The organism is Bradyrhizobium sp. Kon58 (genome assembly GCF_055807455.1).
Genome location: NZ_JBVVOT010000005.1, coordinates 22,030 through 40,023 on the forward strand (window position 1 = coordinate 22,030; position 17,994 = coordinate 40,023).

General features: G+C 63.7%; 22 protein-coding genes and 1 riboswitch. Of the genes, 7 read left to right on the top strand and 15 right to left on the bottom strand.

What is annotated here, in order from left to right:
* The first annotated feature begins 2 nt into the window (after positions 1–2).
* A complete protein-coding gene (locus tag AC0L20_RS11000) occupies positions 3–488 on the top strand; it encodes a J domain-containing protein (protein ID WP_473288537.1) in 486 nt (161 codons plus the stop codon).
* 4 nt (positions 489–492) lie between these two features.
* On the opposite strand, the gene AC0L20_RS11005 is transcribed toward AC0L20_RS11000, so the two are convergent.
* The 3 genes from AC0L20_RS11005 to AC0L20_RS11015 form a co-directional block, all read right to left on the bottom strand.
* A complete protein-coding gene (locus tag AC0L20_RS11005; protein WP_473288538.1) occupies positions 493–1,128 on the bottom strand; it encodes a hypothetical protein in 636 nt (211 codons plus the stop codon).
* 226 nt (positions 1,129–1,354) lie between these two features.
* The gene (locus tag AC0L20_RS11010) at positions 1,355–1,615 is read right to left on the bottom strand and encodes a hypothetical protein (protein ID WP_007613673.1); all 261 of its coding nucleotides are present in this window, start codon (positions 1,613–1,615) and stop codon (positions 1,355–1,357) included.
* A 152-nt stretch (positions 1,616–1,767) separates the two neighbouring features.
* Positions 1,768–2,154 carry a RidA family protein gene (locus AC0L20_RS11015; protein ID WP_473288539.1) on the bottom strand — a complete coding sequence of 129 codons (387 nt, stop codon included), beginning with the start codon at positions 2,152–2,154 and terminating at the stop codon, positions 1,768–1,770.
* A 448-nt stretch (positions 2,155–2,602) separates the two neighbouring features.
* Here AC0L20_RS11015 and AC0L20_RS11020 point away from each other — a divergent pair, with 448 nt between their 5' ends.
* Positions 2,603–3,037: a hypothetical protein gene (locus AC0L20_RS11020; protein WP_027519692.1), complete on the top strand. Its 435-nt coding sequence runs from the start codon at positions 2,603–2,605 to the stop codon at positions 3,035–3,037.
* 87 nt (positions 3,038–3,124) lie between these two features.
* Here the strand turns inward: AC0L20_RS11020 and AC0L20_RS11025 are convergent, their stop codons facing one another.
* The gene (locus AC0L20_RS11025) at positions 3,125–3,820 is read right to left on the bottom strand and encodes a glutathione S-transferase family protein (protein ID WP_473288540.1); all 696 of its coding nucleotides are present in this window, start codon (positions 3,818–3,820) and stop codon (positions 3,125–3,127) included.
* 262 nt (positions 3,821–4,082) lie between these two features.
* Here AC0L20_RS11025 and AC0L20_RS11030 point away from each other — a divergent pair, with 262 nt between their 5' ends.
* On the top strand, positions 4,083–4,436 hold the full coding sequence (locus AC0L20_RS11030; protein ID WP_473288541.1) for a hypothetical protein: 354 nt from the start codon (positions 4,083–4,085) through the stop codon (positions 4,434–4,436).
* A gap of 52 nt (positions 4,437–4,488) precedes the next feature.
* On the opposite strand, the gene AC0L20_RS11035 is transcribed toward AC0L20_RS11030, so the two are convergent.
* Positions 4,489–5,139: a glutathione S-transferase family protein gene (locus AC0L20_RS11035; protein ID WP_473288542.1), complete on the bottom strand. Its 651-nt coding sequence runs from the start codon at positions 5,137–5,139 to the stop codon at positions 4,489–4,491.
* A gap of 260 nt (positions 5,140–5,399) precedes the next feature.
* Between AC0L20_RS11035 and AC0L20_RS11040 the strand changes: the two genes are divergently transcribed.
* Positions 5,400–5,837, top strand: coding sequence for a VOC family protein (locus tag AC0L20_RS11040; RefSeq protein ID WP_473288543.1), 438 nt, complete (start codon positions 5,400–5,402; stop codon positions 5,835–5,837).
* Positions 5,838–6,029: 192 nt separating this feature from the next.
* Here the strand turns inward: AC0L20_RS11040 and AC0L20_RS11045 are convergent, their stop codons facing one another.
* Positions 6,030–6,542 (bottom strand): mismatch-specific DNA-glycosylase, encoded by a 513-nt coding sequence (locus AC0L20_RS11045; RefSeq protein WP_473288544.1) that lies wholly within the window; start codon positions 6,540–6,542, stop codon positions 6,030–6,032.
* Positions 6,543–6,732: 190 nt separating this feature from the next.
* Between AC0L20_RS11045 and AC0L20_RS11050 the strand changes: the two genes are divergently transcribed.
* Positions 6,733–7,218: a DUF4262 domain-containing protein gene (locus AC0L20_RS11050; RefSeq protein ID WP_473288545.1), complete on the top strand. Its 486-nt coding sequence runs from the start codon at positions 6,733–6,735 to the stop codon at positions 7,216–7,218.
* Between the two features lie 81 nt (positions 7,219–7,299).
* Here AC0L20_RS11050 and thiC read toward each other — a convergent pair whose 3' ends face one another.
* The 6 genes from thiC to AC0L20_RS11080 all read right to left on the bottom strand — a co-directional run bounded on the left by thiC (position 7,300) and on the right by AC0L20_RS11080 (position 12,921).
* Positions 7,300–9,198 carry a phosphomethylpyrimidine synthase ThiC gene (gene thiC, locus AC0L20_RS11055; RefSeq protein ID WP_473288546.1) on the bottom strand — a complete coding sequence of 633 codons (1,899 nt, stop codon included), beginning with the start codon at positions 9,196–9,198 and terminating at the stop codon, positions 7,300–7,302.
* A gap of 165 nt (positions 9,199–9,363) precedes the next feature.
* Positions 9,364–9,990 carry a thiamine phosphate synthase gene (locus AC0L20_RS11060; protein WP_473288547.1) on the bottom strand — a complete coding sequence of 209 codons (627 nt, stop codon included), beginning with the start codon at positions 9,988–9,990 and terminating at the stop codon, positions 9,364–9,366.
* Positions 9,977–10,759, bottom strand: a complete 783-nt coding sequence (locus tag AC0L20_RS11065) for a thiazole synthase (RefSeq protein WP_473288548.1) — start codon at positions 10,757–10,759, stop codon at positions 9,977–9,979. Before AC0L20_RS11065 ends, AC0L20_RS11060 begins: the two co-directional genes overlap by 14 nt.
* A 195-nt stretch (positions 10,760–10,954) precedes the next feature.
* On the bottom strand, positions 10,955–11,152 hold the full coding sequence (gene thiS / locus AC0L20_RS11070) for a sulfur carrier protein ThiS (protein ID WP_473288549.1): 198 nt from the start codon (positions 11,150–11,152) through the stop codon (positions 10,955–10,957).
* Positions 11,143–12,168 (bottom strand): FAD-dependent oxidoreductase, encoded by a 1,026-nt coding sequence (locus AC0L20_RS11075; protein WP_473288550.1) that lies wholly within the window; start codon positions 12,166–12,168, stop codon positions 11,143–11,145. Before AC0L20_RS11075 ends, thiS begins: the two co-directional genes overlap by 10 nt.
* Positions 12,156–12,284, bottom strand: a riboswitch (TPP riboswitch). (Overlaps the previous gene by 13 nt.)
* Before the next feature lie 88 nt (positions 12,285–12,372).
* The gene (locus AC0L20_RS11080) at positions 12,373–12,921 is read right to left on the bottom strand and encodes a transglycosylase SLT domain-containing protein (RefSeq protein WP_456768368.1); all 549 of its coding nucleotides are present in this window, start codon (positions 12,919–12,921) and stop codon (positions 12,373–12,375) included.
* 244 nt (positions 12,922–13,165) lie between these two features.
* On the opposite strand from AC0L20_RS11080, the gene AC0L20_RS11085 reads away from it, so the two are divergent.
* On the top strand, positions 13,166–13,396 hold the full coding sequence (locus tag AC0L20_RS11085; protein WP_219685491.1) for a hypothetical protein: 231 nt from the start codon (positions 13,166–13,168) through the stop codon (positions 13,394–13,396).
* A 257-nt stretch (positions 13,397–13,653) separates the two neighbouring features.
* On the top strand, positions 13,654–14,193 hold the full coding sequence (locus AC0L20_RS11090) for a PRC-barrel domain-containing protein (protein ID WP_473288551.1): 540 nt from the start codon (positions 13,654–13,656) through the stop codon (positions 14,191–14,193).
* 222 nt (positions 14,194–14,415) lie between these two features.
* Here AC0L20_RS11090 and AC0L20_RS11095 read toward each other — a convergent pair whose 3' ends face one another.
* The 3 genes from AC0L20_RS11095 to AC0L20_RS11105 all read right to left on the bottom strand — a co-directional run bounded on the left by AC0L20_RS11095 (position 14,416) and on the right by AC0L20_RS11105 (position 17,989).
* Positions 14,416–15,630, bottom strand: a complete 1,215-nt coding sequence (locus tag AC0L20_RS11095; RefSeq protein ID WP_473288552.1) for an ABC transporter substrate-binding protein — start codon at positions 15,628–15,630, stop codon at positions 14,416–14,418.
* Positions 15,631–15,902: 272 nt separating this feature from the next.
* Positions 15,903–16,730: an ABC transporter permease gene (locus tag AC0L20_RS11100; protein WP_473288553.1), complete on the bottom strand. Its 828-nt coding sequence runs from the start codon at positions 16,728–16,730 to the stop codon at positions 15,903–15,905.
* Positions 16,727–17,989: an ABC transporter permease gene (locus tag AC0L20_RS11105; RefSeq protein WP_473288554.1), complete on the bottom strand. Its 1,263-nt coding sequence runs from the start codon at positions 17,987–17,989 to the stop codon at positions 16,727–16,729. Before AC0L20_RS11105 ends, AC0L20_RS11100 begins: the two co-directional genes overlap by 4 nt.
* Positions 17,990–17,994: the final 5 nt, after the last annotated feature.

Genomic DNA, 17,994 nt, shown 5'->3' on the forward strand with positions numbered 1-17,994 from the left:
GCATGATGGAACGGCTTGAATCCTGGAAACTCGCACTCGAACGCCTGCGGTCGGCGGACGGCGCCGATTGGGCCGAGGCCGGCCGTCTCGTGACCGAGATCGCGCGGATGAGCACCGATACCATGCTGCGTCAGGCTGCCGAGCAGGCTCTTCCTGTGTTGCGTCAGGCCGTGGACAATGACGATCACAGCGTCACGCTTGCGGCACGGCGCCGTCTCGGCGTGGTGCTCGATGTCGTTCACGACCTGACCGCACCGCGCTTCGGCCGCCGCAATGCTGCGCCGAAGAAATTGTCCAGCGAGGATCGCGCCCGCAAGGTGCTCGGCCTGCCGCTCGCGGTGCAGCTCACCTGCGAGGACATCAACCAGGCCTATCGCCGCGCCGCCAAGGGCATGCACCCCGACCGGGGCGGCAGCGCGGAAGCGTTCATCGATCTCGCCGCCGCGCGCGATCTCCTGATCCATCCCCGCGCGTACAAGGACGCGTGAGGCCTCAGCTCTTGTTCACGCAGCTCGGATAGGGCGCGGCTTCGCCGGCCAAAATCGGACAGAGCTCGATCGGGCCGAGCGCGCGCAAACGCGCCTGCCAGCGGTCGTCGTTCACCGGCGGCTCGTCGCTTTCGGGGCCGCGTTCGGCCCACTGGATCGTGTAATAGTCGCTCGTGCCCTTCAGCGTGACCAGGAGCGCGGTCTCGCTGTGCCGGGTCGGGCCGCTGTCGACGCGGCCGCAGCCGATCACGGCGACGAAACCTTCGAAGCGGCCGAACGCGGTGGCGCCAAGCGACCTCGCCGCAAAGCTGTCGGGGCAGGCGGATTTGAAACCGCCTGCGATCGAGCCCGCGAATTTCTCCGGCGATGAACCGGGAGTGGTCGTCATGCCCTTCTCGCCTGTTACGGTGATCATCTCGGTCCAGCGTTCGGGCGTCTCACCCTTCAGCACGGCCTCGCGGATGTAGTGGCCGCCCTTGGTGTTCTCGAACACCGCGGAAAAATTCGACGGCATCGCGAAGCTGACAAGCTGGCCGAACACCGGCGAGATCACGCGGAAGGATTGCGGGGCCTGTGCGTTCGCCGTTGCTGCGATCAGCAGCGATGCGGCCAGAACCGTCGCTGTCGTCGGTGCGCGCATCGATTGGCTCCAAAGCCGCGAGGTGGAAAAAACGAGTGGGCAAAACAAGCGGGCAAGGATGGGGGGCGCCCCGGACAAGATGTGAGTAGGTCCGCCAACGGGCCAGGTTCAAAGCGCGTGCGCGGAAAATGCGCGATGTCGGCCGAAAAACCAATGGCGCGTCCAAAAGAAAAGGGCGGACCGCTTGCGCGATCCGCCCCTTGAAATCCGGTCTGTCGCCTCAGGCCTAGAGCGTGCAGCGGCGCTCCGCGCGCAGCTTGATCTGGAGCTCCGAAGCGGCCGTGAAGGTCGGGAGCGGCTTGCTGACGACCTTGTAGGTCGACACGCCCCACTGGAACGGCTTGTACTTCAGGTCCTCGTTCCAGACCTGGCAGATGCCGGTGTTGTCCCAGCGGATCACGTAATAGCCGACCGCCGCGGAGGCCGGCACGGCGAACACGGAGGTGGCGATGCCGGCAACGGCACAGAGGGCGAGAACGCGACGCATGAAATATCTCCTGATGGGAACGTGACACGGAAACTGGTGCGGCAAAATGGTGCGGCTGGCAAGCGGGGCGGCGACCGTTCACGGATATGTCAGCCGTTCGCCGGCTGTTCGAACGACCCTTATCCCTTGACTATCGCCTGACGAGCACACGTCTAGCCCTTGGCCAGCGACGCCACCGCCTCGATCTCGATCAGCATCTTCGGATCGGGCAACGCGTGGACCACGCAGGTGGTGCGGGCGGGGTAGGGCGGCGGGCCGAAGGCGCCGGCATAGAGCGCGTTCATGGCGGCGACGTCCGAGGCGCGGGTCAGCAACACGTTGACCTTGACGAGATCGCGGATCTCGGCGCCGGCCTCCGCCAGCACGCGCTTGATGTTGACGGCGACGTTGGCGAACTGGGCATCGAAGCCATCGGGCAGCGCGCCGGTCGCATCGAAGCCGGGAATGCCGGAGACGAACAGGAGATCGCCGGCGCGCGTGGCAAAGGACAGCGGCGGCGCCTTGACGTGCGGCGGGGGCGCGAAATGCTGGATCGGCATGGGATCACCTCGGATGGACGGCTGGACGCGCCAGCGTAACGGCAGCTCGGGGCGCCTCCAACAAGAAACGCGAAAACAACCCCATGCACAGTAGCCATCCAGCAGAAATCATTGATGTTTCTTTTTGACTTCGGGAAAAGCAAAATAATCGTTGCTCCGTCGGGCAAAACAGGGGCAGAATGGCATGATGGCGGGTGAGCGTCTTGTCGCCAAACTCCGCCGTCATGCCCCGGCTCGACCGGGGCATCCAGTACGCCGCGGCGTCTCGGTTCACCATCGCCCTCTCTGGAATACTGGATCGCCCGGTTAAACCGGGCGATGACAGTTGAGCGCGTTGCTACAGACCGCGACTCACGCGCAGCCCATCATGTTGCCGCCCCGATCCATCGGATAGATTCCACTCGTCTGATTCGCTTTCCCCTTGAAAGATAGCCCCCGGAGATTCTTCATGAAGTTCGCATCCACCCTTCGCGCCGCGCTGGTCGGCATTGCCGCGCTGGCCGGCCTCTCGACCTCGGCGCTGGCCGATGGCGGCACCGTGGTGCTGACGATCTACAAGGCGGGCTGGATCATCGGCGGCTCCGGCGGCTCGGGCGTTCTGAACTTCCGCGGCCGCGCCTATTCGCTCTCGACCGGCGGTCTCGACTACGGCCTCGTCTTCGGCGGCTCCAAGACCGTGCTGCGCGGCCGCGTCTCCAACATCAATCGGCCCTCCGACATCGCCGGCGTCTACGGCGCCGCCGGTGCCGGCATCGCAGTGGGCCGCGGCGCCCGTGCGATCGTGCTGACCAACCAGAAGGGCGCCGTGCTCGAGCTGTCCGGCACGCAGGTCGGCCTGATGGCGAATGCGGATCTCAGCGGGCTTGCGATCACGATGCGGTAGGGCGATCAGCTCAATTCGTAGCCCGCATGAGCGAGAGCGACATGCGGGTCAACCCTCGGCCCCGGATGTCGCTGTCGCTCATCCGGGCTACGTTCCCGTCACCATCGCATGCACCCGTTCGCAATGCGCGACGAGGTTTTCATGCGCATCGACGAAGGCCTTCAGCGGTGTCGGGATGGGAAAGTAATAGATGTTGGCGATGAAGCCGTAGATGCCGGCATCGACGCTTGTTGGCGACGCGCCGTGCACGAAGCCGTTCGCCGGCACGATCTCCGCCAGCACCTGCAGATCGGCGAGCCCCCGCGCATAGGCCTGCTCGGGCGTGTAGCGGCCGATGCCCTGGAAATGATAGCGCTGCGCATTATACGCCTTCGCCTTCTCGAACCCCGCCGCATCGATCTGCTTGTGCTGCGCGATGAAGGCGTCGCGGAATGCCGGATAATAACGCTCGTCCTTCCAGCGCGAATACGACATCACCCAATAGAGATCGTCGAGCATGCGCGTGACGAAGTGATTGGTCCGCCTTTGCTCGGCACTTAGCGCTGCATCGATGGTGATGCGATATCTCGCGGTCGCATGCGCGATGATGGTCTCGCTGTCGCCGATCGTCTCGCCCTCATCCACGATATAGGGCAGCTGCCCGCGCGGCGCGGCGGAGGCATCGAACACATGCTCATGCACGAACGGTACGCAAGCGATCTTCAGGAAGGCATAGACCTTGAGGCCGTAGCCGTTGTTGTCGGCGACGCCGAACAGCTCTGGATAGGAGTAGAGGGTCAGCATGGGCGGCTCCCCATCGATCTGCGGAGATAGCATGCGGGGGCATTGCGGCAGAAGCAATGCCCGATCAGTACACGAATTTGCTCGGCCTTACATTCGAGATGCGCTGTAGGGCGGCGTTCCCCAACTATCGGGATCTCACCGTGTGACGCGATGAACTGCTCAAAGCTGTGCGAGGCGCGGCGCCCATTGTATACAATCAAAGATTGAATTAGACTGTGAGGTGATGACAGCCCATGGTCATCGATTTCAGCAGGAGCTTTCCATGAAAGAGAGTGATCTCAAGGAGCTGGAAGCGCTACCTCATTCAAGCACTTGCAGGCTCATATCGTTTACGGATGCAGAGGTGGTTCCCGGTATCGTGCCCAATACGTTCATCCTGATCGTCAGCGGCGTGAAGCCATGGGCGACCATGAAGGTCGACTTGGTGCCGCTGATCTACATCCGACAACCGGAATACTGGGGCATCGAGGTCGTCGGATGTCAAAGCGGCATCGGATTGCCCACCCAAGCCCCCTATCACGTCAGCCTGGACATTTCCCATCTGCGCGGCACCATTGGCATCGAGGTGATCGGTGCGACGTCGCGCAAGCAGTTCAAGGTGCCCTGCGAGACGTGACCGCGCGACGGTGGGTTAGCCGATGACGACGCAGCCGCGGGGCTAACCCACCCTACGAACGCGATGCGGCAGTGAACACCGCCAATTGCGCCTCGAATGCCCGCCTGAAAGCGGGCCGTGCTTCGCCGCGGGCGACGTAGGCGGCGATATCTGGATATTCGTCCAGCAGGCCTGACGCGTTCAACCGGCGCAGCACCGTCACCATCATGAGATCGCCGGCGCTGAACGCGCCGTCGAGCCAGTCGGTATCACCGAGGCGGCGGGACAATTCGCCGAGCCTGACACGGACGCGGTCTTGCAGCATGGGAAGCCGCTCCGCGTACCAGCTCTTGTCGCGCTCGAACAGCATGGCCATGCCGAGCTCGACGATCGGCGGCTCCAGCGTGCTCAGCGCGGCAAACATCCACGCGATCGCGCGGGCGCGGGGGGTGGCGTCGTCAGGCAGTAGCCCGGCGTGGCGTCCGGCGATGTGCAGCACGATCGCGCCGGATTCGAACAAGGTGAGATCGCCGTCCTCATAGGTCGGGATCTGCCCGAATGGATGTAGCGCGAGATGCGTGGGCCCCTTCATGTCCGCGAACGAAATCAGACGCACGTCGTACGGCTGCCCCACCTCTTCGAGCGCCCAGCGAACTCGCATGTCGCGGGCCTGTCCGCGGCCGCGGTCGGGCGAGTTTGCGAAGGCGGTGATGGTGGGGGGCATCTGGCGGGCTCCGGGTGGTGGCTTGCGTTCGGAGGACGAATGGAATGAGTGGATTCCGACAGGTTAATGCGTTTTCGTGGACCCCGTAGCCCGCATGAGCGATAGCGATATGCGGGGCAGCTGCCGGCCCCGGATGTCGCTGTCGCTCATCCGGGCTACAAGAAAATCCCGCCGCCACTGTCGGATCGTTGCCTCCTGCCTCGTCCTTGGAACATCGGCGCGCCGCCGCGCGTCCGCCCGAGGCAAAAGGATTTCCATTCATGACCTCCATCACGCCGTTTCTCTGGTTCGACAACAACGTGCCGGAGGCCGTCGCCTTCTACAAATCGGTGTTTCCCAACGCCAAGGTTGAGACCGTCAGCGACTTCATGGCGGTGTTCGAGCTCGAAGGCCAGCGCTTCAACGCGCTCAACGGCGGGCCGCAATACAAATTCAACGAAGCGGTTTCGTTCTTCATCAGCGTGGAGACCCAGGCGGAAGTCGATTATTTCTGGGACAGGCTCACCGCCGACGGCGGCGAGGAATCCCGCTGCGGCTGGCTCAAGGACAAGTTCGGGCTGTCCTGGCAGGTGATCCCATCAGCGCTCGGCCGCCACCTCGGCGACTCTGATCGGACCAAGGCCAACCGCGTCATGCAGGCGATGTTGCAGATGAGAAAGATCGTGATTGTGGATCTGGATAAGGCGTATGCGGGGTGAGTTTGTCGCGGGATGCGTTGCCAAATCGGCAGTGTCGTCCCGGCGAAGGCCGGGACCCATACCGCGGAATCCATCGATGACGAATGGTCGCTGTACCGGACCTCGAGTCTCCGCCAAACCACTCCCTGAGGTTATGGGTCCCGGCCTTCGCCGGGACGACGCCTGAGGGTGGAGCGCTATCGCAAATTCACGCTACGCCGCTATCCACGCCGCAAGCTCCCGCCACGGCTCCAGCGTCCAATGCCCTGACGCAGCGCCCGACGGCGACGGCACCACGAATATCTCCGGCAAGCTTTCGTCGCGCGGTTGCCGACCCAGCGCAATCCCGCTCGACGGCTTGCCGTAAAACAAGCTCGCCGCCTTCTTGCTCGTGAACGCAATGGTCCGCGGCCGATACTTCTCGATCTTGGCCTTGAACCCCGCCACGTCGATCGTCTCAGCCGCGATCTGGTGATCCATTCCGGCGCCAGACTTGGACAGATCGGTGAAACCGATCCCGAGTTCGAGCAGCGCCGCGAACTCGCCCGGCTGATAACGCCGCGGCGTAATGCCGGCCTCATGGATCGCGCGCCAGAAGCGATTGCCGGGATGGGCGTAATAGTGCCCGAGCTCGGCTGAGAGCGTGCTGGCGGCAGTACCGACGAAGATCAGGCGGAGGTTGGGACGGAGTTGGTCGGGGAGGCGGTGGGGGAATGTATCGGGCACGTCAATTATCCGCGGCCGTAGCCCGCATGAGCGGAGCGATATGCGGGACGGCAAAGACCCGGATGTCGCTGCGCTCATCCGGGCTACACTTGCTCATAAGCATTATTAAGTCTAGCGCCTTAGATCGGCGGTTGTAGGATGTGCAAAAGGCGCGCGAGCGCCGTACCCACCAACTTGGTCGAGGTAAAGGATGCAAGACAAGTTCGAGTGGCCCGAGCCCGAGCACGAAGCCGACAAAGTCATTTTTCGCAACGTCTGCGATCATGGTTGCCATATTGTCGGAATTCCCGATGGGGCTCCGCCTTTTGCATTCTCAATTGGACTGTTTCTGAACTATGGCCAGCCCGAGCTTATCATCTTCGGCCAGCGCTTGGAGAATGCTCGGGCCATCATCAACCTTGTTCGCGATCGGGTAGCGGAGGGGCATAAATTTGTCGACGGCGATATCTCCGGCGATCTTCTGGAAAACGGTTATAGGCTCGGTTTCTGGCAAGTGCCGTTCAAGGCTTACCCGGAATATCTCGGCACGGCGATCTGGTTCTACTCCAAGTCCCGCCTCGCATTCCCCTGTCTGCAGGTCATCTGGCAGGACGTCAATCGCCGCTTTCCCTGGGAGGGGGAATGCATATCCGATGTGAAGGCCGACCAGCCGTTGTTAAAGAGGAAGGTTTCTTGATGAAAAAGCCGGGCTGTTTTGCCCGGCTTTTGTTTTCGATGGATGCCGGGTCAAGCCCGGGGCACGACGAGGAGAAGTCTCTCACAACACCCGATTGCTCTCCTTCACCTTCTCCGCATCTAGATACAAGTTCTCGCCCATCTCCTTGAACTTTGCGCTCATCTTCGCCATGCCGTCCTCGGCTGTGCCGCTCATCGACATGCCGACGCCGTTCGGATCGTTCAGCGTCGCCGCGTAATCCCGCACGTCCTGCGTGATCTTCATCGAGCAGAATTTTGGGCCGCACATCGAGCAGAAATGCGCGACCTTGTGGGCTTCCTTCGGCAGGGTCTCGTCGTGGAAGTTCTTTGCGGTGTCAGGGTCGAGGCCGAGGTTGAACTGGTCGCTCCAGCGGAAGTCGAAACGGGCGCGGGACAGGGCGTCGTCGCGCAGTTGGGCGGCCGGGTGGCCCTTGGCGAGATCGCTCGCATGCGCGGCGATCTTGTAGGTGATGACGCCGACCTTGACGTCGTTGCGATCGGGCAGGCCGAGATGCTCCTTCGGGGTGACGTAGCAGAGCATGGCGCAGCCGAACCAGCCGATCATGGCGGCACCGATGCCGGAGGTGATGTGGTCGTAGCCCGGCGCGATGTCGGTGGTCAGGGGCCCGAGGGTGTAGAACGGGGCTTCGCCGCACTCCTTGAGCTGCTTGTCCATGTTGATCTTGATCTTGTGCATCGGCACGTGGCCGGGGCCTTCGATCATGACCTGGCAGCCCTTGTCCCACGCGATCTTCGTGAGCTCTCCGAGCGTCTCCAACTCGGCGAACTGTGCACGGTCGTTGGCATCCGCGATCGAGCCCGGGCGCAGGCCGTCGCCGAGCGAGAACGAGACGTCATACTTGCGCATGAGGTCGCAGATCTCGTCGAAATGGGTGTAGAGGAAGCTCTCCTTGTGATGCGCCAGGCACCACTTCGCCATGATCGAGCCGCCCCGCGACACGATGCCGGTGACGCGGTTGGCGGTGAGGTGGATGTATTGCAGGCGCACGCCGGCGTGGATGGTGAAATAGTCGACGCCCTGCTCGCACTGCTCGATCAGCGTGTCCTTGTAGAGCTCCCAGGTCAGCTTGACCGGATCGCCGTCGCACTTCTCGAGCGCCTGATAGATCGGAACGGTGCCGATCGGCACCGGCGCGTTGCGCAAAATCCATTCGCGGGTGGTGTGGATGTTGCGGCCCGTCGAGAGGTCCATCACGGTGTCGGCGCCCCAACGGATCGCCCACACCATCTTCTCGACCTCTTCCTCGACCGACGACGTCACCGCCGAGTTGCCGATATTGGCGTTGATCTTGGTGAGGAAGTTGCGGCCGATGATCATCGGCTCGAGTTCGCTGTGATTGATGTTGCAGGGGATGATGGCGCGGCCGCGCGCGATCTCGGAGCGGACGAACTCCGGGGTGATGAAGGCGGGGACTTCCGCGCCGAAACTTTCGCCGTCGGCAAGGGCCGCTTCCGCGCGCTCGAGCTGCTCCTTGCGGCCGAGGTTTTCGCGGGCGGCGACGTAGATCATCTCCTTCGTGATGATGCCGGCGCGGGCGAATTCGAGCTGCGTGATCTTGTGGCCGTCGAGGCCGCGCAGCGGCTGATGATAGGCCGAGAAGGCGCGCGCGGCCTTGTCGGTGGAGACGCTGCCATTGTCCTCCGGCTTGATCTGCCGGCCCTGATATTCCTCGACGCCGCCGCGCTCCAGCACCCAGGCCTTGCGGCCGCGCGCGAGACCGGCGTTGACGTCGATGGTCACGCTGGGGTCGGTGTAGGGGCCGGAGGTGTCGTACACCGGCAGGTTCGGCTCGCCGGCGCCTTCGGACAGAATGATCTCGCGCAGGGGCACGCGCAGGTCGGGCGCGGCATCGGGCGAGGCGAAGATTTTTCGCGACGAGGGCAGCGGGCCGGTGGTGACGGCGGGGACGGTCTTGTCGGGATTGGAGCGGATGTTCATGGGATCCTCCGGTTTAATTCGTATGTGTGTGCGTCTGGGCGAGGGCGGTGAATTCTTGCTCCGTCATTGCGAGCCCAGCGAAGCAATCCAGAATCTCTCTGCAGAGACAGTCTGGATTGCTTCGTCGCAAGTGCTCCTCGCAATGACGGGTGGAGAGACTGCGCATCACGCGGCCTCCGCGGATAGGCCGAGCCACTGCCGCACCCGCGCATCCGGGTCGGCGTTCTGCGTGACGTCGCTGACGACCGCGATGGAATCCGCGCCGGCGGCAAAGATCTCCGCGGCGTGCTCGAACTTGATGCCGCCGATCGCGACCAGCGGGATGGGGCCGATGCGCTTCTTCCATTCCGTGATCTTCGGAATGCCCTGCGGCTCGAAGCGCATCGACTTCAAGGTGGTGAAGAAGATCGGGCCCAGCGCGACATAGTCGGGCTCGGCGGCGAGCGCGGTGTCCAACTCGTCCTCGTCGTGGGTTGAGACGCCGAGTGACACGCCGGCCTCGCGGATGGCAGCGAGGTCGGCGTCTGCCAGGTCCTCCTGACCGAGATGCAGATATTTTGCGCCGGCGACGATCGCCGCGCGCCAATAGTCGTTGACGACGAGCTTGGCTTGCGTGCCCGCGGTGATCGCCAGCGCGTCGGTGACCATCTGCAGCGACTGCGAATCGTCGAGGTCTTTTGCGCGCAGCTGAATGGTGCCGACGCCGAGTTTTGTCAGCCGCTCGACCCAGGCGAGGCTGTCGACGACGGGATAAAAGCGATCAGGATACGCGTTGCGATCAGGATACGGCATGCCAGAACGGTGTCCCAACGACAGGGGTGGAAGGGGAGGCGAAATCGCGGGCGTTCATCAGCCCGGCTTCGTAAGCGGTGCGGCCGGCCTCGATCCCGAGGCGGAAGGCATTGGCCATGGCGACGGGATCGGCGGCTTTGGCGATGGCGGTGTTGAGCAGCACGGCGTCGTAGCCGAGCTCGAGCGCCTGCGCCGCATGCGACGGCGCACCGATGCCGGCGTCGACCACCAGCGTGATATCGGGCAGCCGCTCGCGCATCAGCTTGAGCGCGTCACGGTTGGTGATGCCTTTGGCGCTGCCGATCGGCGCCGCCCACGGCATCACCACCTTGCAGCCGGCATCGACCAGGCGGTTGGCGACCGAGAGATCCTCGGTGCAATAGGGGAACACTTCGAAGCCGTCCTTGATCAGGATGCTTGCTGCTTCCACAAGGCCGACCACGTCGGGCTGCAGCGTATCGTTATCGGCGATGACTTCGAGCTTGATCCAGGACGTGCCAAACAATTCGCGTGCGAGCTTGGCCGTGGTCACCGCCTCGCGCACGCTGCGGCAGCCGGCGGTGTTCGGCAGCACGGTGACGTCGAGCTCGCGGATCAGATTCCAGAACGCATCGCCGGTCTTGCCCCCGGCGGATTCGCGCCGCAGCGACACCGTGACGATGTTCGAGCCCGAGGCGCGGATCGCCGACTGCATGATCGCAGGCGAGGGATAGAGCGCGCTGCCGATCAGGAGGCGGGAGGGGAAGGTTTTGCCGTAAAAATTGACCATCAGTGTCTCCGCGCTTCGCGGTTTGCTCCCTCGCCCCGCTTGCGGGGAGAGGGTTGGGGTGAGGGGCTGTATCCGCAAAGGAGGTGAGAGACGGACTCGCGGAGAGTCCCCCTCACCCGAAATTCGCGCTGGCGCGAATTTCGACCTCTCCCCGCAAGCGGGGCGAGGTGAAGAAAGGCGATTGCATCGTTCACATCACCCTCCCTGCCGCGGCGTGATGATCTCGATCTCGTCACCGGCCTTCAGCGCGGTTTCGGCCCAGCGGCTCTTCGGCACGACATCGTAGTTCAGCGCGATCGCGAAATGGGTGCCTTCGTAGTCGAGCTCGCCGAGCAGCGCGTCCACGCTGGCCGAATTCACCTCGCGCTGCTCGCCGTTAACGATCACGCGCATTGCATCACCTCATTGTCGATCTGGCCGCGCTCGACAAAGCTCAGCGTCAGCTCGGCCAGCGCCGGCGCGATCAGGAAGCCGTGGCGGTAGAGGCCGTTCACGCTGATCGTGCCGTCACGGATGCCGATGCGCGGCAGATTGTCGGGAAAAGCGGGGCGCAGGCCGGAGCCGAATTCGACGATGCGGGCCTCGCCGAAGGCGGGGTGTACGGCATAGGCCGCGCCCAACAGCTCCAGCGCCGAGCGCACGCTGACGCCGGTATCCTCGGCCTCGATCGAGGTCGCGCCCAGCATGAACAGATTGTCCTCGCGCGGAATCACATAGAGCGGCCAGCGCGGATGGATCAGCCGCACCGGGCGCGCGAGCTGCACCTCGGCGGTTTCGATCAGGATCATCTCGCCCTTGACGCCGCGAAGCTCCGGCTGCTCGTCGCGCGCAGCAAGGCCGCGGCAGTCGATCACGATGCCTTTAGGATCAAGTTTTGCGAGTTCGGCCGCGGCGACATCGCTTTCGAACTTGATGGTGCCGCCGGCGGCGCGGATGCGCTCGTGCAGTTTCGGCAGCACGCGGCGCGGCTCGACATGACCCTCGGTCGGAAAGAACAGCGCGTCGCGGAAGCGGCCTTCGAGCGACGGCTCGAGCTCGGCAAGGCTGGCGGCATCGAGCCGGCGATGGCCTTCGGTCATCCGGGCAAAACGCTCGAAATCGTTGCGCTCGCGCGGGTGGGCGACGACCAGCGAGCCGTTGAAGGGCGTGTCGGGCAATTCGCGCCGCCAGATGTCGAGCGAGCGCAGGCCGAGCCTGGAGATGATGGGTTCGGAAACCTCCGCCTCGCAATAGGGCGCGAGCATGCCGCCGGCCCAATGGCTGGTGGCATCGGTCATGTCGGCGTCACCGCGCTCGTGCAGGGTGACGGCGTGGCCGGCCTGCGCGAACAGCAAGGCCTGCCAGGCGCCGGCAATGCCTGCGCCGATGATGGATACCGGGGAATCCGGTCGCTTGGTCGTCTGCAACATCCCTGTCCCTTCGCCGGCATGACCCGGATCAGGTTCAAAGGGTCACCGCGGTCCTGGGCGGATTTGCCCATTTAGCGGTATCTCAGCTCCTCCTCGGAGCACCCCTCGGAACGGCTCTAATGTATGCCAGCAGGGCTGGGTGGTCAACGCGCTTGGTGGGAACCGCGCTTACTTGGGCGTTTACTTGGGCGCTTACTTGGGCGTTTATTTGGGCGCCTGGGCCCGGGCGTTGCGGACGCGCTGGGCGAGCTTGCGATGTGGGACGCTGCCGAACATCGGCTGCGGATTGCCGTTTGGCTCGAGCCAAGGGCCGCCCATATTGGCCTCGCCCATGTTGGCGACCTGCACGGCCTCCTGCCGCTGCCGCTTTGCGGCGTAGTAATAGCCGCCGGCGAAATAACGAACGGCGCGGCTATGGTCGCCATTGGCGGCGTGATAGGCGCCGGCGAGATATTTCACGGCATAGGTGAGGTTGGTGTTGGGATCGCGCAGGCCGGCGGCGTCGCCGGTGTAGCCGACCCCGCGGGCGGTCGCGAGCTTGATCTGCATCAGTCCGATGGTGCCGCCATGGCCGACCAGGCCGGGCTGATAGCGGCTCTCGCGCATGATGACGCGATGCACCAGCGCCTCCGGCACGCCGTTGGCGCGCGCATGGGCCGCCACCATCTCGGCGTACTCCGCCTGGCCCGCGAATGCGGCCTGCGGCAATGTCAGTCCGGCCGCGAGCAGCGCGGCAACATGTAAAATTTTCATCAGATATCCCGGAGGTCCCTGAGACTGATTGAAGGCCTGCGCCCGGCTGCCGTTTAGGCCTCGCGAACGCGGCGATGATGTGACCAAACGCCGCCTTTAACGTTTTCGCGGCGCCGAGCCGCTGTGACGACTTAATGCTGGCGCCAGAGTTTCCTCAGGCGGACAACTCGCGACAGCAGGCCTGTCTATTCGCATGGGCGCACGAAAGCGAGTATGTCACGGCCAGCGAATCGGGAGAGGTGCCATGACAAAATCAACCATGGTCAAAGCCCACAGCGGCGACATGTCAGAACACGATTTGCCCAGAAACAACCCCTGTGCCCAATGCGGCACGCTGATCCCGACGCCCGACTGGATCGAGCCGGGCGAAGGGCGCGTCTCCTATCTCTGGACGTGCCACGCCTGCAATTATCGCTTCGAGGCGATTGCGATCTTCGACGAGGCCGCCCTCGAGCACCCGCCGCTCGCTGCCTGAGGTTTATTCTTCGGGCATGATCATTCGGAAAACCGCTGCACACTTTTCCGGATCTCACCGCCATGGGCGATCGCGATCGCGCGCCGCGTGATCCTTGAGGGGAATCGTGCGCTGCAAAATGTTCCTGAGTGACTTAGGAACAATCGCACCCCACTCCGATACTCGCGCAGCACGCGACGAAATTGCAGCACGCGCGGAACTGGGACTGATCCGAACTGTTTTCTCCGCACAAGGTTTCTGCTGAAGGAGAGGACAATATGTTGATGAAATCGATCGCGGCCGGTCTCGCCGGTACCGCACTGCTCGCAACCGTTGCGTTCGCGCAAAATCCGACCGCCACCACCGACAAGGCGCCGGCTGCCGCCGCCTCTACGACCACCACAACCGCGTCGGGACAGTGGCGTACGTCCAAGATGGACGGCATCAAGGTCTATAACGACGCCAACGAGAACATCGGCTCGATCAGTGATCTGCTGATGGACAAGAGCGGCAACATCAAGATCGCCGTGATCGGCGTCGGCGGCTTCCTCGGCCTGGGCGAGCATCTGGTTGCCGTGCCCTATGAGAAGCTGAAGTTCGTCAACGAGGCGGTGGCCTATACCGGCGCTGCCGGGAACAACCCGAACAGCGCAGCCAATCGGCCCGCGGCGACCACCACGACCGGTGCCGCGACCGGCACCGACAACAAGCCCGCGACGACGGCCACGTCCTCGTCGAAATGGTATCCGGACCATGCCGTGTTCAATGCGAGCAAGGATGAGCTGAAGAACATGCCCGAGTTCAAGTACTCGGAGTAATGCGGTTCTGAACGGCTAAACGAAGCGCGCCCGGTTTTTGCCGGGCGCGCTGTCGCGTGTTTTTTCGCCTCCCGTCGTTGCGAGGTGTCGACCCTCACCCCTGAGGAGCGCGCTTTTGCGCGCGTCTCGAAGGGCGAGGCCACCGGCCGGGCCTTCATCCTTCGAGACGCGCGAAGACGCGCTCCTCAGGATGAGGAATTGATGCCGGCCCGTTATCTATCCCTAATTTCCCTTCACCAGCGGGCAGCCGCCCTTATCGAGCGGGCGGAAGGCTTCGTCGCCGGGCACGGTGGCGATCAGCTTGTAGAGGTCCCACTCGCCCTTGGAGTCCTCGGGCTTCTTGACCTCGAACAGATACATGTCGTGGACCATGCGGCCGTCGATGCGGATCTTGCCGTTCTTGGCGAAGAAGTCGTTGACCGGCGTTTTGCGCATCTGCTCCATCACCTTCGGTGCCTCGTCCGACTTGATGGCGTCCACCGCCTTCAGATAATGCATGGTCGCCGAATAGAGCCCGGCCTGGATCATGGTCGGCATGTGGCCGACCTTCTCGTTGAAGCGCTTGGAGAAGGCGCGCGTCTCCTCGTTGGTGTCCCAGTAGAACGCGTCGGTGATGATCAGGCCTTGCGTCGACTTGATGCCGAGCGAATGAACGTCGGTGATTTCCATGAGCAAGGCGATCATCTTCTGGCCGCCCTCCGTCAGGCCGAACTCGGCCGCCTGTTTCAGCGCGTTGGTGGTGTCGCCGCCGGCATTGGCCAGCGCGACCACCTTGGCCTTGGAGGCCTGGGCCTGGAGCAGGAAGGACGAGAAGTCCGACGAGTTGAGCGGATGGCGGACCTCGCCGAGCACCTTGCCGCCCGTTTCCTTGACAACGTTGGCGGCGTCGCGCTGCAGCGCCATGCCGAAGGCGTAGTCGGCGGTGACGAAGAACCAGGTGTCCTCGCCGCGCTTGACCATGGCCTTGCCGGCTACGTTCGACAGCGCATAGGTGTCGTAGGTCCAGTGCACCGTGTTGGGCGAGCAGGCGACGCCCGTGATGTCGGATGAGCCGCCGCCGGAATTGATGTGGATCTTGTTCTTCTCGCGCGTCAGCGCCGAGATCGGCAGCGCCACCGACGACGTTGGCACGTCGAAGATCGCGTCGACCTTGTCGTTGTCGTACCAGTTGCGGGCGATGTTGACGCCGACGTCAGGCTTGTTCTGGTGGTCGGCGGAGACCACTGCGACAGGCTTGCCCGCGACCTTGGCGCCGTAATCGGCGACCGCCATCTCGACGGCAGCGAGCGAGCCTTTGCCGGTCGCGTCCGCATAGAGGCTCGACATGTCCGTGAGCACACCGATCTTGACGACGTCGTCGGAAATCTGCGCCTCGGCGGCGCCTGACGTGGCGGCGAGAGCGAGTCCGGCCGCGACCGCGGCGATGAGTTTTTGCATTTTGTTTTTCTCCCTCAGCGTTGTTGTTTGGGCTTTGTTGCGGGAGCCGTTCTAACGACTATCGGTCGCGGGAGCAAAGCCCGGAATGCGCGAGGAGGGTTGAGAAATAAGCAGGGCGCTGCGGTGTTTTTGCCCTCTCCCCGCAAGCGGGGAGACGGGTGAGGGGTTCTCTCCGCGAGTCCTACTGTCATTGAATGGGCGGAGAAAGACCCCTCATCCGGCGCTTCGCGCCACCTTCTCCCACAAGGGGAGAAGGAGAAGACACCGCGCGCTCACGCGCTGCCCCTCAGCCGTTCATTGCGCCGGCGCAAGCCTTCCAATGTGGCGAGCAGGATGACCGAGACCGTGGTCAGGATCACCGCCGCTGCCGTGATGGTCGGGCTGATGTTCTCGCGGATGCCGCTGAACATCTCGCGCGGCAGGGTGCGCTGTTCCGGACCTGCCATGAACAGCACGATCACCACCTCATCGAAGCTGGTCGCGAAGGCGAACAGCGCCCCCGATGCCACGCCGGGCAGAATCAGCGGCAAGATCACGCGGCGGAACGCCTCAAGCGGCGAGGCACCGAGCGAGGCGGCGGCGCGCGCCAGATTGGTGTCGAAGCTTTGCAGCGTCGCACCGACCGTGATCACCACGAAGGGTGTCGCCAGCGCAGTGTGGGCCAGGATCAAGCCGAGATAACTGCCGGTCAATCCGATCGGCGCGAAGAAGAAATACAGGCCGACCGCGGTGATGACGCCGGGCACGACGACAGGCGACAGCACGAAGGCCAACACGAGCGGCTTGAACCGGCTCTTCCACTGCGCCAGCCCCAGCGCCGCCAGCGTGCCGAGCACCATCGACAGCAGGGTCGAGGCCACACCGATGATCATGCTGTTCTTCAGCGAATTCATCCAGCGCGGCGAATTGATGAAGTCGTCGTACCAGCGCAGGGAAAGGCCCGGCAGCGGATAGGTGAGGTACGAGCCCGAGCTGAAGGACAGCGGCATGATCGCAAGGATCGGCGCGATCAGGAAGATGAACACCAGCGTGGAGATCACGATGGTCGCGGTCCACGCGATACGCTGGCTCGACGTGCGGATGGAGAAATTGTCGCTCAATTCTTCATCCCTCCCGTCACCTGCTGTCCCTGCACCAGCTTGCCGTAGACGAGCGCGAGCAGAATAGTGGCGAGCAAGAGCACCGCACCCAGTGCCGACGCAAGGCCCCAATTGGCCGTCTCGGTCGTGTAGAGCGCGATGAAGTAGCTGATCATTTGATCGGCCGCGCCGCCGACCAGTGCAGGCGTGATGTAATAGCCGAGCGCCAGGATGAAAACGAGCAGGCTTCCTGCGCCGATGCCAGGCAGGGTTTGCGGCAGGTAGATCCGCAGGAAGGCGGTGAGGGGTGGCGCACCGAGCGAGGCGGCGGCACGCATGTAAGCAGGCGAGATCGCCTTCATGCTGCTGTACAGCGGCAGGATCATGAACGGCAGCAGGACGTGGGTCATGGCCACGCAGACACCGAAGCGGTTGTAGATCAGGCGCAACGGCGCGTCGATGATGCCAAGCCAGAGCAGGCTGTCGTTCACCACGCCTTTGCTCTGCAGCAGCACGATCCAGGCGCAGGTGCGGACCAGCAGCGACGTCCAGAACGGCAGCAGGACGAAGATCATCAGCAGGTTCGACCGCCCCGGCGGCAGCGCGGCCAGCAAGTAAGCGACCGGGAAGCCGAGGATCAGGCACAACACCGTGACACTGAGGCTGATGAGGAAGGTGCGGGCGAACACGTCGCGGTAGATGGCCTGATCGGGCGGAGCTGCGATAATCGCGCCCTCCACATTCCGCGTCAGATCGAGCGCCGACAAAAGATAGAAGCCGGTCACGGGGCCACTGGCGTCCTTGATCGTGGTCCAGGTGGCGCGTTCGCGCCAGGCCGGGTTGATCTTGCTCAGCGTCTCCCTGGCCGTGCCGGGCTCGGGCGCGGTCTTCAGATTGCGTGCGGTGCTGGTCAGGATCGTGCGGAAGCCGTTCAGTGCGTAATTGAGCCGCTTGGCCGCAATCGCAATGGTGCCGGAAGCGCGCGCCGCCATGATGTCGCCCGCCAGCGCCGCGTAGGCCTTTTCGTCCGGCAGATCCCTGCCGTCCCAACTGGCGAGAGCCGCGATGGTCTGAGGCAGAACCAGACGCACCTCCCGGTCATCGACGGCACGCCACAGCATGCCGGCGATGGGCCCAGCGAAGGTGAAGAGCAGGAAGACGAGAAGCGGTAGAACCAGCGCCAATGCTTTGATCTGGCGTGCTCGCTCCGCCCGCCGCAATCGGCGCTTGAGCGGCACCTCGGTCGACGCATCGGCGCCGGTCAAGAGCGCATCCGTCATTGGTG

What these genes read in the sequence shown, in the direction of transcription:
- AC0L20_RS11000 (WP_473288537.1), top strand. Translation starts at nt 3, where the DNA reads ATGATGGAACGGCTTGAATCCTGGAAACTCGCACTCGAACGCCTGCGG.
- AC0L20_RS11005 (WP_473288538.1), bottom strand. Translation starts at nt 1,128, where the DNA reads ATGCGCGCACCGACGACAGCGACGGTTCTGGCCGCATCGCTGCTGATC.
- AC0L20_RS11010 (WP_007613673.1), bottom strand. Translation starts at nt 1,615, where the DNA reads ATGCGTCGCGTTCTCGCCCTCTGTGCCGTTGCCGGCATCGCCACCTCC.
- AC0L20_RS11015 (WP_473288539.1), bottom strand. Translation starts at nt 2,154, where the DNA reads ATGCCGATCCAGCATTTCGCGCCCCCGCCGCACGTCAAGGCGCCGCCG.
- AC0L20_RS11020 (WP_027519692.1), top strand. Translation starts at nt 2,603, where the DNA reads ATGAAGTTCGCATCCACCCTTCGCGCCGCGCTGGTCGGCATTGCCGCG.
- AC0L20_RS11025 (WP_473288540.1), bottom strand. Translation starts at nt 3,820, where the DNA reads ATGCTGACCCTCTACTCCTATCCAGAGCTGTTCGGCGTCGCCGACAAC.
- AC0L20_RS11030 (WP_473288541.1), top strand. Translation starts at nt 4,083, where the DNA reads ATGAAAGAGAGTGATCTCAAGGAGCTGGAAGCGCTACCTCATTCAAGC.
- AC0L20_RS11035 (WP_473288542.1), bottom strand. Translation starts at nt 5,139, where the DNA reads ATGCCCCCCACCATCACCGCCTTCGCAAACTCGCCCGACCGCGGCCGC.
- AC0L20_RS11040 (WP_473288543.1), top strand. Translation starts at nt 5,400, where the DNA reads ATGACCTCCATCACGCCGTTTCTCTGGTTCGACAACAACGTGCCGGAG.
- AC0L20_RS11050 (WP_473288545.1), top strand. Translation starts at nt 6,733, where the DNA reads ATGCAAGACAAGTTCGAGTGGCCCGAGCCCGAGCACGAAGCCGACAAA.
- thiC (WP_473288546.1), bottom strand. Translation starts at nt 9,198, where the DNA reads ATGAACATCCGCTCCAATCCCGACAAGACCGTCCCCGCCGTCACCACC.
- AC0L20_RS11060 (WP_473288547.1), bottom strand. Translation starts at nt 9,990, where the DNA reads ATGCCGTATCCTGATCGCAACGCGTATCCTGATCGCTTTTATCCCGTC.
- AC0L20_RS11065 (WP_473288548.1), bottom strand. Translation starts at nt 10,759, where the DNA reads ATGGTCAATTTTTACGGCAAAACCTTCCCCTCCCGCCTCCTGATCGGC.
- thiS (WP_473288549.1), bottom strand. Translation starts at nt 11,152, where the DNA reads ATGCGCGTGATCGTTAACGGCGAGCAGCGCGAGGTGAATTCGGCCAGC.
- AC0L20_RS11075 (WP_473288550.1), bottom strand. Translation starts at nt 12,168, where the DNA reads ATGTTGCAGACGACCAAGCGACCGGATTCCCCGGTATCCATCATCGGC.
- AC0L20_RS11080 (WP_456768368.1), bottom strand. Translation starts at nt 12,921, where the DNA reads ATGAAAATTTTACATGTTGCCGCGCTGCTCGCGGCCGGACTGACATTG.
- AC0L20_RS11085 (WP_219685491.1), top strand. Translation starts at nt 13,166, where the DNA reads ATGACAAAATCAACCATGGTCAAAGCCCACAGCGGCGACATGTCAGAA.
- AC0L20_RS11090 (WP_473288551.1), top strand. Translation starts at nt 13,654, where the DNA reads ATGTTGATGAAATCGATCGCGGCCGGTCTCGCCGGTACCGCACTGCTC.
- AC0L20_RS11095 (WP_473288552.1), bottom strand. Translation starts at nt 15,630, where the DNA reads ATGCAAAAACTCATCGCCGCGGTCGCGGCCGGACTCGCTCTCGCCGCC.
- AC0L20_RS11105 (WP_473288554.1), bottom strand. Translation starts at nt 17,989, where the DNA reads ATGACGGATGCGCTCTTGACCGGCGCCGATGCGTCGACCGAGGTGCCG.